This is a genomic window from uncultured Shewanella sp., from assembly GCF_947495455.1.
Lineage (GTDB): Bacteria > Pseudomonadota > Gammaproteobacteria > Enterobacterales > Shewanellaceae > Shewanella.
The window spans coordinates 23,917-38,034 of sequence record NZ_CANLZC010000024.1 but is presented as its reverse complement, the minus strand read 5'-3'; the positions used below and the strand labels follow the sequence as shown (position 1 = coordinate 38,034).

Annotated in this window: 12 protein-coding genes; 4 read left to right on the top strand and 8 right to left on the bottom strand. The window is 40.0% G+C overall.

Going from position 1 to position 14,118, the window contains the following annotated elements:
- Positions 1 to 41 precede the first annotated feature (41 nt).
- The 7 genes from Q0791_RS08835 to rsfS all read right to left on the bottom strand — a co-directional run bounded on the left by Q0791_RS08835 (position 42) and on the right by rsfS (position 7,329).
- Positions 42 to 1,217: a serine hydrolase gene (locus Q0791_RS08835; RefSeq protein ID WP_299005063.1), complete on the bottom strand. Its 1,176-nt coding sequence runs from the start codon at positions 1,215 to 1,217 to the stop codon at positions 42 to 44.
- A gap of 100 nt (positions 1,218 to 1,317) precedes the next feature.
- The gene (locus tag Q0791_RS08830) at positions 1,318 to 2,130 is read right to left on the bottom strand and encodes a septal ring lytic transglycosylase RlpA family protein (protein WP_299004985.1); all 813 of its coding nucleotides are present in this window, start codon (positions 2,128 to 2,130) and stop codon (positions 1,318 to 1,320) included.
- Between the two features lie 330 nt (positions 2,131 to 2,460).
- Entirely contained in the window at positions 2,461 to 3,492 is a 1,032-nt protein-coding gene (gene mltB, locus Q0791_RS08825) for a lytic murein transglycosylase B (RefSeq protein ID WP_299004981.1), read from the bottom strand.
- 11 nt (positions 3,493 to 3,503) lie between these two features.
- Entirely contained in the window at positions 3,504 to 4,610 is a 1,107-nt protein-coding gene (gene rodA, locus Q0791_RS08820; RefSeq protein WP_299004978.1) for a rod shape-determining protein RodA, read from the bottom strand.
- Positions 4,607 to 6,457 (bottom strand): penicillin-binding protein 2, encoded by a 1,851-nt coding sequence (mrdA, locus tag Q0791_RS08815; protein ID WP_299004975.1) that lies wholly within the window; start codon positions 6,455 to 6,457, stop codon positions 4,607 to 4,609. The genes rodA and mrdA overlap by 4 nt, the downstream gene beginning before the upstream one ends.
- Positions 6,458 to 6,529: 72 nt before the next feature.
- Entirely contained in the window at positions 6,530 to 7,000 is a 471-nt protein-coding gene (gene rlmH / locus Q0791_RS08810; protein ID WP_299004974.1) for a 23S rRNA (pseudouridine(1915)-N(3))-methyltransferase RlmH, read from the bottom strand.
- Positions 7,000 to 7,329 (bottom strand): ribosome silencing factor, encoded by a 330-nt coding sequence (gene rsfS / locus Q0791_RS08805; protein ID WP_299004972.1) that lies wholly within the window; start codon positions 7,327 to 7,329, stop codon positions 7,000 to 7,002. Before rsfS ends, rlmH begins: the two co-directional genes overlap by 1 nt.
- A 682-nt stretch (positions 7,330 to 8,011) precedes the next feature.
- Between rsfS and brnQ (Q0791_RS08800) the strand changes: the two genes are divergently transcribed.
- The 4 genes from brnQ (Q0791_RS08800) to Q0791_RS08785 all read left to right on the top strand — a co-directional run bounded on the left by brnQ (Q0791_RS08800) (position 8,012) and on the right by Q0791_RS08785 (position 11,903).
- On the top strand, positions 8,012 to 9,358 hold the full coding sequence (brnQ, locus tag Q0791_RS08800; protein ID WP_299004971.1) for a branched-chain amino acid transport system II carrier protein: 1,347 nt from the start codon (positions 8,012 to 8,014) through the stop codon (positions 9,356 to 9,358).
- 143 nt (positions 9,359 to 9,501) lie between these two features.
- Positions 9,502 to 10,827, top strand: a complete 1,326-nt coding sequence (gene brnQ / locus Q0791_RS08795; RefSeq protein ID WP_299004969.1) for a branched-chain amino acid transport system II carrier protein — start codon at positions 9,502 to 9,504, stop codon at positions 10,825 to 10,827.
- Between the two features lie 111 nt (positions 10,828 to 10,938).
- Positions 10,939 to 11,421: a type 3 dihydrofolate reductase gene (folA, locus tag Q0791_RS08790; RefSeq protein WP_299004967.1), complete on the top strand. Its 483-nt coding sequence runs from the start codon at positions 10,939 to 10,941 to the stop codon at positions 11,419 to 11,421.
- 92 nt (positions 11,422 to 11,513) lie between these two features.
- Positions 11,514 to 11,903, top strand: coding sequence for a DUF3718 domain-containing protein (locus Q0791_RS08785; protein ID WP_299004965.1), 390 nt, complete (start codon positions 11,514 to 11,516; stop codon positions 11,901 to 11,903).
- Between the two features lie 66 nt (positions 11,904 to 11,969).
- Here the strand turns inward: Q0791_RS08785 and Q0791_RS08780 are convergent, their stop codons facing one another.
- Positions 11,970 to 13,991, bottom strand: a complete 2,022-nt coding sequence (locus Q0791_RS08780) for a methyl-accepting chemotaxis protein (protein WP_299004963.1) — start codon at positions 13,989 to 13,991, stop codon at positions 11,970 to 11,972.
- Positions 13,992 to 14,118 lie beyond the last annotated feature (127 nt).

Here is a 14,118-nt window from a genome sequence, read left to right as displayed (position 1 = left end):
CGACGACTTGGTCGCTATTACTATGCAAAAGAGAGCTTAATTTAGCTAAACCATGCGCTGAATTTTTGTTGGAAATAATCCATTAAGCGGCTAAACCAGCTGCCTTCATTCACTTCTTGAAGCGTCACTAGCGGGAATTGAGCAATATCTTTGTCGTTCAGTTGGAAATAAACGTTACCGACGACTTCACCTTTTGCAATAGGTGCTGTCAGAGGCTTAGTGAGTTCAAAGTTGGCTTTTAAATTCTTCGCTTGGCCACGATTGATGGTGATAGGGGTATCGGCATTAAAGCCTAAATCTATGCTGCTACGATCGCCATACCAGATTTTTTGTGTGACAAAGCTTTCACCTGCTTTATAGGGGGTGACGGTTTCAAAGAAGCGGAAACCGTAGTTGAGTAATTTTTTGCTTTCAGCTTTACGCGCCGCTTCACTTTTAGTGCCCATGACAACTGAAATGAGGCGCATGCCATCTTTTGTTGCTGAAGCCACTAAGTTATAACCTGCACCAGAAGTGTGGCCGGTTTTAATACCATCGACATTAAGGCTCTTATCCCACAATAGACTATTGCGGTTGTACTGTTTAATGCCGTTATACGTAAATGACTTTTCTTTGTAGAGTTCATATTCTTTGGGCACATCACGGATTAATGCTTTACCCAGTAATGCCATATCATAAGCGGTTGTTTTATGATCTTTAGCATCCAGTCCATGGGCATTTTCAAAATGGCTGTCTTTCATGCCAATTTGCTCTGCCCAAGAATTCATTAAATCAACGAATGCATCCTGACTGCCTGCAACATGCTCTGCGAGTGCAACACAAGCATCATTACCCGATTGTATGATGCTGCCTTTGTTTAAGTCTGCAACGGAAACTTTTTTACCCACTTCAATAAACATTTTTGATGAGTCAGGGAAATTTTTTGACCATGCATTTTTACTGATGGTAACTTCATCGGTTGGGCTGATATTACCGGCCTTAATTTCTTGGCCAACGACATAGCTGGTCATCATTTTGGTTAAGCTGGCAGGATTTAGGCTTTCATATGCATTTTCTTCTGCAATAATTTGCCCAGTATTATAATCCATTAACACAAATGCTTTGGCGGCGACTTTAGGTGCATCAGGGATCACCATAGGTGCCGCAAAGGCCTGAGTAAAAGAAAAAGAGCTGACAAGTAGCACTGCTTTGAGTGAATTATTTAAACATTTCATAATAACAAGGCGCGTCTTATTTGTTTAGGTGAGAAGAAAACCATTTTTCGAAGTATACCATTTACTGGACAGAGAAATAGAAAGAAGGTTCATTAAAGTTACTTTATTCGATGACGAGGTAACTGTTAGGGTAACCGTCATTTTTTAGTTTATCAGCAAGTTCAGTCGCTAGCTGTTGTTGGCCAATGGGGCCGAGTTGTAGGCGATAGAGGTTATCAACAGTTTGTAGTCGTGACTTTAATTGGTACTGAGTTGAAAGTTTCTTTGCAAGCTGATTAATTTTTTTCTTGTCAGCGGAAGCAAACACTTGAATATAATGTTGCTTATTTGAGCTTACGTCACTGATAGCGAGCAGAGTGGGATCGGGAATATAGATGACCTCGATTTTGACTTTCGCCGTACCTGTGTCAAGCATATCCAGCTTATAGGCTGCTGCGTAGGATAAATCAATTAATCTATTTTGGTGAAAAGGCCCCCTATCATTGACTCGAACGATAACGGTCTTGCCGTTACTGGTATTAGTGACTTTGACAAAGCTAGGTAAAGGTAGAGTTTTATGAGCGGCAGACATGCTATACATATCATAAACCTCCCCATTGGAGGTGAGATGACCATGGAATTTGAGGCCATACCAAGACGCGATACCTGTGGCTGTGTAATCTTTTCCTGAGTCTAATACCTGATAGGATTTACCCATGACGGTGTATTTTTTAGGATTGCCCCCTAGGCTGTAAGGCTCATACTGAGGGATCGCATCAGTGACCTGACTGACATCCGGCGCGAATGTTGGCGCTTTGTCTTTATCCATCGCATAACGGCCTGCGTTGGGGTTATCGGTATTGGACTTATTGCTTGAACAGCTAGCGATAAAGAATAAAACGGTAAGACTGCAAATAAGGGTGATGCTTTTTATCATTGATTTTATTTTACAGCTCAGGCGATGAATAATATGCAGCATAAGGGTTAGGGAGTATTAGTGCTAGTGCTAATTTTAATTTATATGTTAATTTCTGTATCATTTTAACACAACTCTTAACTTGGTTCAGCTTGCAGTCAGAAAGCTGATTTGCCTGATCCACTTGATTTAGCTATACATGAGAGTGTTTTGTTGAAAGTGCGTATGTTTGACGGTTTATTGAATATTATTTCGGGTGATGCTTTGAAGTGAATGATCGCGGCAAGAGGGATGAATGTAAGCCTACTTGATATGCTCTATTCAAGTAGGCGAAATGGTGATGGCATTAGGTTATTTTAAGGCCAATGATTGGCTAAGATAAACTGCCTTTAACTCCTGGCTAAATTGATATACAGCCATGGCATATAAAGGACTGCGGTTATATCGAGTGATCACATAAAAATTGTTAAAGCCTAGCCAATATTCATTCTTGTCTGCTCTGTCCAGCTCAATAAGCAAGGCGGGTTTGTCCATATTGGATTGATAGAGATGAGATTGCGTATCCACATAAGGCCCAAAGTCTGAAACTTGGTATGTAGGCTTTTTTTCTTCCCATACGTTAAGGGTGTCAGGTTTAGTGTGATTTTGTGTTAGTGGAATGGCAACAGGTTCGCCTTGTTGCCAGCCATGCTGATGAAAGTAATTGGCGACACTGCCAATGGCATCAATGGGACTATTAAGTAAATCTTTACGTCCATCTTGATCAAAGTCCACAGCATAATGGCGATAGCTTGAAGGAATAAATTGCCCGTAGCCCATGGCGCCGGCATAGGAGCCTTTTAGATGGGTGATATCCAATTGCTCTTCTTGAGCTAAAGCTTGTAAGTTGGCAAATTCGGATCGAAAAAAATCGGCACGAGGGGGGTAGTAAAACCCTAAGGTGTAGAGTGCATCGACAACAGGATAATTGCCCATCACTTTACCATAGAAGGTTTCAATGCCTATGATAGAGACGATAATTTCGGGTTCGACTTGGTATTGCTTCGCGGCTTTTTCTATTGTGTTCTGATATTGATTCCAAAACTGAATGCCGGCATCCAAGCGTTTTTGTGTGAGAAAAATAGGATAGTATTGATCCCAAGGTTTCGCTTCCCAAGGTCGAGTCATTGCATCTATGACAGCTTGATTATAATGCCCTTGTTGTAAGAAAGCATCAATGTCGGTTTTATCATAGCCTGCGGCTAATTGTGTGTTAATAAAGTCTTGTTTGTATTGTTTGGCTTGTGTTTCTGATGCAATATTGGTTGAGGAGCAAGCCATTAATCCAAAAGAAGTTGCGGCTAAGAGTGAAATCTTAGCCAAAGAGCGGGAGAGAAAAGTCATAAATCCTTGTCCTATCTGTCGATGAAACGTCTATGGGTGTGTATGCTCATGAGAATGCCAAAACCCGTCATTAATGTCAGCATCGAGGTACCGCCGTAGCTGATTAAAGGCAGTGGAACACCCACCACAGGCAAGAGCCCTGAGACCATACCGATATTGACAAAAATATAGACGAAAAATGTCAGAGTAATACTACCTGCTAATAATCGTGAAAAGCTGGTTTGCGCTTGAGAGGCAATCATGAGTCCTCGGCCAATAACATAAAGATATAATGTTAGTAAGATAAGACTGCCAATTAAACCAAATTCTTCACCGATCACGGCAAAAATGAAATCCGTATGGCGTTCGGGTAAGAATTCAAGCTGGGATTGGGTTCCCTGTAGCCAACCTTTTCCCCAAAGTCCACCGGAACCAATGGCAATTTTTGATTGAATAATATGATAACCTGCGCCAAGTGGATCTTGTTCAGGATTAAACAATGTCAACACACGTGTTCGTTGGTAATCATGCATTAAAAAGTACCAAAGGATAGGCAACATGGCTAATACACCAAGGATGACGCCAATGACAATGGTCCAGCTCATACCGGATAGAAAGAGTACAAAGATCCCCGATGCAGCCACGAGTATAGAGGTGCCCAAATCAGGTTGCTTTGCGATTAGTAAGGTCGGGATCAATAATAAGATCGCCGCGCCTGCAAGGTAGCGTTTTTTAGGCGGAAGAGGAAATTTACTAATATACCAAGCCATTGTGATAGGAAACACTAACTTGATAAGCTCAGAGGGTTGAAACTTCATAAAGCCTAAGTTTAACCAACGTTGTGCGCCTTTATTAATCTCACCAAAAAAATGAACGCCCAAGAGCAAAATAATTCCTGTGATGTAAATAGGGAAAGCCCAACGTCTTAACACTTCAGGATTGATCTGAGCCATGCCAAATAAAATGACCAAAGAGAGTGCCATGCGGACTAATTGACGATCGAGTAACGCCATATCTTCGCCACCGGCAGAATAAATGACAATTAAGCCATAGGCCATTAAACTTAAGAGCCCTAATAGTAAGGGAAGGTCAATATGTAATCGTTGCCAAATATTCGGCTTATGGTTATGTGTACTCATTTCACCGTTTTCCCATTGTCTCTTAGCATATATTCATCGAGCATAGCACGGGCGACAGGCCCAGCATTTTTTGATCCCCAGCCTGCATTTTCAAGTACGACAGCAAGGACTATTTGAGGATTTTCATAGGGAGCGTAAGCAATCACTAATGCATTATCCCGTAAATGATCTTTAACGGTTTTTGCGTTATAGCGTGTATCTTCAGCAACACTGAATACTTGAGCAGTACCTGTCTTCATTGCGGCAGTATAAGGTGCATTTTTAAAGTGTTTATGGGCGGCTTCACGCATGGCTTCTGACACTATGTTCCAGTTATTTGGGTTTTTTAATACAATAGGCGCTAATTCATTATCAGGATTTTCCTCGGTACTATTAGTGGTGACCGATTTCAGAAAATGCGGAATAAAACGCTTACCTTTGTTGGCTAAAATAGTGGCTGCATTGGCGATTTGTAGTGGCGTTGCCGTCCAATAGCCTTGCCCTATGCCCACTGAAATGGTGTCACCAATATACCAAGGCTGGTTATAACGGGCGCGTTTCCACCCCTTAGAAGGTAAAATACCTGGCGATTCCTCTGTAATATCAACGCCTGTGTTTTCACCAAATCCAAAAGGGGTCATAAAGTTAGCTATGCTATCAACACCCGTTTTATAGGCCAAACTATAAAAGTAGATATCGCAAGACTCAACAATTGCGCTATGTACATCGACCCAGCCATGTCCCCAGCGTTTCCAATCTCTATACTTTCTGTCAACGCCGGGGATTTGCCAGTATCCTGGATCCCATACGCGGGTTTGAGGAGTGACGGTTTTATGTTCAAGTCCCATTATCGCCAAAAAGGGTTTGACGGTTGAAGCGGGAGCATATTGACCTTGTGTCGCACGATTGATCAAAGGACGAGATTTAGAGTTAAGCAATTTATTATACGCTTTGGAGCTGATCCCGTGAACAAATTGATTAGGATCATAGCTGGGATTTGAAACCATGGCTAAAATCCCTCCATCACGGGGATCAATAGCGACAACAGCGCCTCGTTTGCCTTTTAATAGCTCTCTGGCTTTTTGTTGTAATTTTAAATCGAGAGTGAGATAAATATCTTTTCCAGGTTCTGGGGCTTCAGACTTAAGTACACGAATCGTTCGGCCACGGTTATTCACTTCTTCTTCTAAGTGACCAGGTTCTCCATGTAATGTTTTTTCGTAATAACGTTCAATTCCTTGTTTACCGATATCCTCAGTTCCAGCGTATTGCTTCCATTCATTTTCCCGTTCAAGTCTGGCTTGATCACGTTGATTAATGCGGCCGACATAACCTAATGCATGAGTTAACAAGCTCGAATAGGGATAATTGCGTTTGAGTCCCGCTTCAACTGAAACGCCAGGAAAGCGATATTGATTAACACTAAATTGTGCCACTTCGTCTTCAGTTAAACGGTTTTTTATGGTTAAGGGCTTGAATCGGCGGTGTCCTTTGAGGGAGGAGATAACATCGTCGATTTGATCATCACTTAAAGGAACGATTTTTTTAAGGCGATTGAGCATTGCTGGAATATCTTTGACTTTTTCAGGTAACATTTCCAGCGAATAAAAAGGCTGATTTTCGGCGAGTAATACGCCATTGCGGTCGTAAATTAATCCTCGGTTAGGTGGAATGGGAACGACGCGAATACGATTGTCATTTGAGCGTGTAGTGTAATCTTGAAAAGAAAGGATCTGTAGATGATACAGGTTGCCTAACAGCACGCCTAACAATGCAATGACGCAGACAAAAGTAAAAATGGCACGACGTTTAAACAGTGATGCTTCGGCAGCATGGTCATTCATTGTGACTCGTTTATTGGGTGCCACTGATGCAGTCTCCTTAATCCTTAAATTGTTAGGCACAGGCATTGAATCATCTTCAATGTGATGCTGCTTTGCCTATTCTCTATGATACGGATGATTGTTATTGATGCTCCAAGCGCGATATAAACTTTCAGCAACGATGACTCGCACTAAAGGGTGAGGTAGCGTCAGTGCCGATAAGCACCAGCTTTCTTTGGCTGCTTGTTTACAGGCTGGTGATAATCCTTCTGGCCCGCCAATGAGTAAACTGACATCGCGTCCATCGAGTTGCCATTTATTAAGTTGGGTAGCCAGTGCTGGCGTTGTTAAATTTTTACCGGGCAAGTCAAGACTCACAATATGATTGCTTTTGGGGATTTGTGCGAGCATTAGCTCGCCTTCTTTATTTAAAATGCGTGCAATATCGGCATTTTTACCCCGTTTACCGGCAGGAATTTCAATAAGTTCAAGCGCCATATCTCTAGGAAAACGGCGCTGATACTCTTGAAAACCTTGTTCGACCCAATTTGGCATACGCGTGCCAACGGCGACTAACTGTATTTTCATTATTCTGGTTTTTCTGACCAAAGTTTTTCAAGTTGATAAAAATCACGGGTTTGTTGTTGCATAACATGCAAAATAACATCCCCTAAATCCACTAATACCCATTCACTGGTGTCTTTGCCTTCGATGCCTTGTAGAGGGATCTTGGCACGTTTTGATTCAACAACGAGATTCTCAGCAATAGAGCGAACATGGGTTTTCGAGTTACCTGAGCAGATCACCATGTAGTCGGCAATATTAGACTGCTTAGAAACGTCAAGTACGGCTATGTCTTTTGCTTTCAAATCATCAATTTTATCGATTACAAATTGCTTTAATAGGGCGCTTTCCACGCTAAGTTACCTTTTGTCTTAAAAATAGCGCAGCAGTATAGCAGGTTTAAAGGCCGACAAGTAGGTGACTCTTTAGCTATCGCTAAATTTTAATGTCATTTTCCTGATGAGTAAATTTTTTACTCGATTTATGTCTTTTTTTTTAATATGGGATAAGAGTTGATATGAACGGAACTTAATTATTCTATTGAGGTTGAAAAGTATACACTGAGTCAATGGTGTTCTCTGTATATTTGACCTGCTTTTTGTTGAATGTGAGTTTTATTTAGGTTTCTAATTTGTTTTTATTTTGGTGTTTTTTGTTTTTTGTTTAGCCAATATGTATTCTCTTGTTGTTGGTGTTTTTTTAATGTGCTAAATACACTCTTTTTTTATTATATCTTTGAAATGCAGTTGAGTATTGAGTTTAATGGGCGGCATTAGTCATTTTGGATTGGCAGAATGAATGGTAAGGTTTGAGAAAGCGATACTGGCATTGTGGGCTTTCTTTATAAGGGCTTTTGAAATGTTGCTTTACTCAAAATTTGATGGGCTAAATTGAAATGCCAGCAATAATAAATCAATGTGGTGAAGATATTTTTGATTACTGATAAGCAATAGCTAATGTTTTTATCTTAATGATATTAAAAACTTTAAATTAGTGTTGTTTTAGTGTGGTCTATTTTAAATTGGGATAGTGACTTTGCAAAAAAATCAATTGAGTTTGGCGGATACTTTAGGTTTAGGTTTTATGACCTTTGCATTCTTTTTGGGCGCAGGAAATTTGATTTTCCCTCCTCTTGCTGGCTACTTGGCAGGGAATAATCTGACATTCGCCATGTTTGGCTTTTTGTCTACGGCAGTGGGTTTGCCTTTATTGGCGTTAATTGCTGTGGCTAAAGCTAATGGAAAGATCATGGCGCTGTTACCTGCGGGAATAGCGACACTATTTGCCGTGACAATTTTTATTATTATTGGTCCTGCGTTTGCTGCGCCAAGAACGGGATTAGTGGCATTTGAGGTGGGGTTTAAGCCCTTTCTAACGGATACCAGTGCGACTATTGAGTTTGCTGATCTTACCTTTAATCTTGCGCAACTTTATTATACTTTTGGCTTTTTTATTGTTGCGATGTTTTTTGCGCTTTTTCCTGGGAAATTATTGGATAATGTTGGAAAAGTATTAACCCCTGTTTTATTGTCATTACTTATCGGATTAGCGATATCTGTTATTGTATTACCGAGAGCAGATATACAAGCAGCTTCTGGGGATTATGTGTTGCACCCGCTAACCACAGGTATCTTAGAAGGTTATAATACCATGGATGCATTAGCATCGCTTATTTTTGGTATTCTAATTATTGATATTCTGCGTAAAAAAGGCATTGATAGTCCAAAGGCACAAACACAATATTTAGTGAGAGCGGCAGTCATTGCAGCCATTGGCTTAGCTTTTGTTTATATTTCACTTTTTTATTTAGGGGCAACGGCTGGTGATCTTGCGTCTAATGTGACTAATGGAGGGCAAATTCTAACAAACTACGTAGTGAGAGAATTTGGTTCTGTCGGTCTCATTTTGCTTTCAAGTGTGGTGACTTTAGCTTGCTTGACAACCGCAGTCGGTTTACTGAGTGCTTGTTCTGAATTTTTTAATGAAACCTTTCCTGTTATCTCATATCGTGTGTTTGTGGTTTCCCTGAGCTTGATTTGTGCTTTAGTGGCGAATGTGGGGTTATCACAATTGATTAGCATTAGTGTGCCCGTTTTGATGATGATTTATCCCGTTGCGATTGCTTTGGTGTTAGTGACTTTTTTGACATCGAAATTGCCACGTCCCGTATTTTCCCAGCGGTTAGTGCTTAGCGTGGCTTTGTTCTTTGGCATTATCGATGCGCTAAAGGAGGCAGGGGTCAATGTCAGTGCATTTGATTTTATGCCCTTGCAGCATGAAGGTATGGCATGGCTATTACCGACATTGACGACGATTTTTATTTGTTTATTTATCAAAGAAGATAAAGACAAACTTGACAATACAGCTGAAAATTTTAGCTAATAAGTGTTTTTTATTTGAATAAATAAGGCCCTAATCATATTAGGGCCTTATTTTTATGCTGCTATTTTTTATGTTCCCTTACGCCATCAAAGAGTGATTACTGCTACAGTATTTACATGGCTTAAAATGATTATGGATAATGGGTGAGCATTAATAAATTGAATCGTAAAGATACGCTAGCCCTTGGGTTGATGACTTTTGCTTTTTTTCTTGGTGCTGGTAATTTAATTTTTCCGCCTTTTATTGGTTTTCTGGCGGGACAAAATATGATGTTAGCGCTATTTGGTTTTTTGCTAACAGGTGTGGGTTTACCTTTATTAGCCTTGATTGCTGTGGCTAAATCTAATGGTCAAGTTTTTGCTTTATTACCTAAGAGTGTGGCAACTTGTTTATCTTTTTTGATTTTTATCATTATAGGTCCAGCTTTTGCTGTGCCTCGTACGGCGTTAGTTGCCTATGATATCGGTTTTTCTCCTTTTCTTAGTGAGCATTTACCTCAATTAAATGTTTGGCTATTTGATATTAACTTAGCGCAATGTTTATATACCTGTATTTTTTTTATTCTCGTGTTGTTTTTTGCATTATCACCGGGGAAGTTAATTGATACTGTGGGAAAAGTATTGACACCAATAATGATTATACTGTTGCTGAGTCTAGCGGCTTCAGTGATGTTATTACCCAGTGAGCCCTTGACGATGGCGCAGGGGAATTATCAATTCAATCCTTTTACCAATGGGATTTTGCAAGGATATAATACCATGGATGCGCTAGCTGCCTTGGTGTTTGGAATATTATTGATTGATGTGTTGCATCAAAAGGGGGTAGATAAAAAAAGCATGCAAACACGTTATTTAGTTCGCGCGGCAATGATTGCGGCAATGGGATTGGCTTTTGTCTACCTTGCTCTTTTTTATTTAGGGGCGACGTCGATTCATTTAGGCTATTTCCCCAGTGACGGAGGGCAAATATTAACAAGTTATGTGACGCAGCATTATCATTATTGGGGATTAGTACTATTGTCAATGGTGGTGACCTTAGCCTGTCTCACCACCGCAGTGGGTGTGCTGGGGGCTTGCGCCGAATTTTTTCATAAGCAACTTCCCGTACTTTCATATACGAGTTATCTGATGCTTTTTTCAATAATTTGTATTATTGTCACTAATGTAGGGCTTAACGAATTGATCATGACGAGTGAACCTATTTTACGGATCATTTACCCTGTTGCGATTGCGCTTGTTGTATCGACTTTTTTGACTTCATATTTTTCACGACCTCATTTGTCTCATTGTTTGATTGTCGGTGTGGCTTTCATTTTTAGTTGCCTTGATGGGTTAGCAAAATTGGGCGTGATCTTTCATTTTTTATCTTTTATACCGCTGCAATCACAAGGGTTAACTTGGCTGTTCCCTACTGTACTCATGGTAGTCTTATGTTTGCTATTGAGAAAGCCTGTATATAGCCGTGACTGATGGATCCTCAGCTTATTAGTCATGGGCATAAATGACATTCTTGGACTTGTTTTTCATGTTCTCTTATAGGTAAGATCGAGTTCAGAAGAATGAGTTATTATTGAGCATATTATGAAAATCGCTATGATTGCAGCGATGGCGAATAACAGAGTGATAGGGAAAGATAATCAAATGCCTTGGCATTTGCCTGAAGATCTTCGTCATTTCAAAGCCATCACAATGAATAAGCCTATCGTGATGGGAAGAAAAACATTTGAATCAATAGGTCGGCCTTTACCAGGCAGGCATAATATTGTGATCACGAGACAAACGGACTTCACAGCAACAGGGATCACTGTTGTCGATTCAATTGAAGCGGCTATTGAGTCGGCAAAAGAGTGTGATGAATTGATGATTATTGGTGGTGGACAATTATATTCTGCAGTGTTACCTAAAGCTGATAGCTTATATCTAACCGAAATAAACCTTGAAGTCGAAGGAGATACCTTTTTTCCTCATTGGGATGATGGTTCTTGGGTAGAAGTGTCTCGTATTAATGAAAAAAACAGTAATGGGTTGGAATATTCCTTTATCAATATGGTCAAAAAGTGTTAAATTGTATCGGGTTAACATTGTATTCAAAGGATTAGTCAGCACGATTTTCGTGCTTTCTTTGGGTTGATAAAAATAAGATAAGGGAGTACCCGATGCGTTTATTACCTACCGCGATGGCTTCATTGATTGTAGCGTCTTCATTTACCGTCCCAGTTCAAGCAGATCCACAACAATTAGCTGCCAATATTTGCCATTACGTAAAGAGTGATGATAAAAATCGTTTACGGAAGAAGTTAAAAGAAAACCGCCTAAAGTTGAGAAATATTTATGCCGGTATTTCATGTGATGGGAAAAGTTTATTGCGAACAGCTTTTGACGCGAATGCTGACAAAATCGGCATTTTTGTTGCTAAGCGTTTATCAGTGAAAGAGTTGAAGTCTGTTGAAGCAGATGGTCAGACTATCATTGACTGGGCTAAAACAAAAGGCTATGAATCAAGTGACATAACCACCGCCATTGAGGCGCGTATCGCAGATAGTTAATATAATTTTTAAGACTAAAATACCGAGTGCTAGGCTCGGTATTGTAGTCTATTCTCCAAGATTAAGTTATATTTTAAATTCTTTTACAGAGGCTTGTAACTCTTCGGCAAGTTGAGCGACTTGGTGACTCGATTGAGCGGTTTGTTCTGCGCCTGTTGCCGTTTCTTCTGATATTGATGCTATATGCTCAAGTTTTTCTGACACTTGCTGGCTGACAACATGTTGCTCTTCTGCAGCTTGGGTAATGTGAGTGCCTGAATCATGTGCTTTGTGAACGGCATGGCTAATGCTTTCTAACGCATTATTCGCTTGCTCAGTTTTTTCAACACATGAATTAGCTTGCTCTTTACCCAACTCCATTACTGATACGGCGTGCTCTGCGCCTTGCTGAAGCACTTCAATCATTTGCTGTATTTCTCGAGTTGAATCTTGCGTGCGAGAGGCTAAGCTTCTGACTTCGTCTGCGACAACGGCAAAGCCTCTGCCTTGTTCTCCTGCACGTGCAGCTTCAATTGCTGCGTTCAGGGCGAGTAAATTGGTTTGTTCGGCAATGCCTCTAATTACATCTAAAATTGATCCTATGGAGGCACTGTCTGCATGTAATTTATTGATCACAGAACCTGCTTTTGATACTTCTTCAGCCAGTGCCAAGATGGTTTGTTTATTTTCATTAGCAATCAGTCTCATGTGCTGGCTCTCATCATCTGCGGCTTTGATTTCTGTGAGGGCAGCATTTGCACTTAAGGTGACTTGTTGTGCGCTGGAGTGTAATTGAGTGGTTGCAGCAGCAACTTGATCGACTTGATTTTTTTGTTCTTGGATCCCAGTCGTTGTTTGTACTGTGATGGCTGAAGTTTCTTCAGCTGCCGCAGCAAGTTGATCTGAGCGATGTAAAATGCCTTCTATGAGTTGACGAAGGCTATCAATTAGGCGATTACAATTTCTTGATAGTCTTGCAAATTCATCATGGCCTTCTTCATTGAGTTTATGGGTTAAATCACCAGAAGCAAGAATATTAAAAGCTTGGTTAACACTGTTCAACGAACGCTTTAATGGCCAAATGACGGCTATGCTAACGAGGATTGACACAATAATAGCGGCGATCCCTAAGATAAGTGTATTGATACTGGCGGAATGGATATTGTCGATGGCAGAAAGACTGATCTTTTGTGACATAGATTCGATGGCGTATGTCAATTTCTGCATTGACTCATCAGTATTACTAAATTCTTTCTCAATTTGTAAAAATAATTTATCTGCCAAATTTTGACTTTCAATTGATTGCTTTTTTAGCGTTAAAATGGAATCTTCGCCTTCAATAAGAGAAAATAATGCGGTAGCTTCAGCATTAATTTTATGTATGACATCGGCATCAATAACGTGGCCCCAGGTTTGTGACAGGTCATTAAGTTTATTTTGTGTGTCGCTAATGATGAAGGTGAGTTCTTTTTGAATGGTCTCAAACTTGGCTTGATCTTTGACTTGTAATAAGTCATAACTGGTACTGATAATACCGCTGAACCCAGTATCGATACTGCTTGCGATTGAAGCAATTTGTTGTTTTTCTTCATCTTCACTGATTTCAAAATCAATTAAATCCAGTAAATATGATGCGGTGTCATCTGCGGTGTTTTCAATGGTATCCATTTTTTTGAACAGATGTTTTTTCGTTAATAGTGTCGCTTTATGAGTCGTGAGTAGGCGCTGACTATTATCATGAAATGCTTGATAATTTCTTGTCAAATTGGCCAAAATGTTATCAAAGCTAGTATCATTATTGATTTGACTCGATAATGCTTTTAATTCTTGAGTAAATTGTTGAGCGTATTGTTCAGATTCAGCGGCAAAAGCCGTTATCTCATTGGTATCTTGGCTATAAAAAGCAGTGATATTTTGTTTTTCTTGAAGAAAGAGGGAGCTGGATAATGTGTGGCTTGATTTTAAGGCTGGAATACTGACATTTTGCAGCACACTGGTACTGGTTTTAAGTTTATTATTGGTGAGTAAAGCGGCTGCACCTAATATAATCAATAACAAAGTGACGACACTAAACCCTCCTATTACACGTGTAGCGACATTCATTTTCATAGGGGACTCCATCGTTGTGTTTACTGGTGTAAAATCACGTGAATATATTGCTATATCGGCAATAAAGTGAATGAGTTTAGTCATTTTTTTATTTTTTTTAACTTTAACTTAACCTTGATAAGTAAAA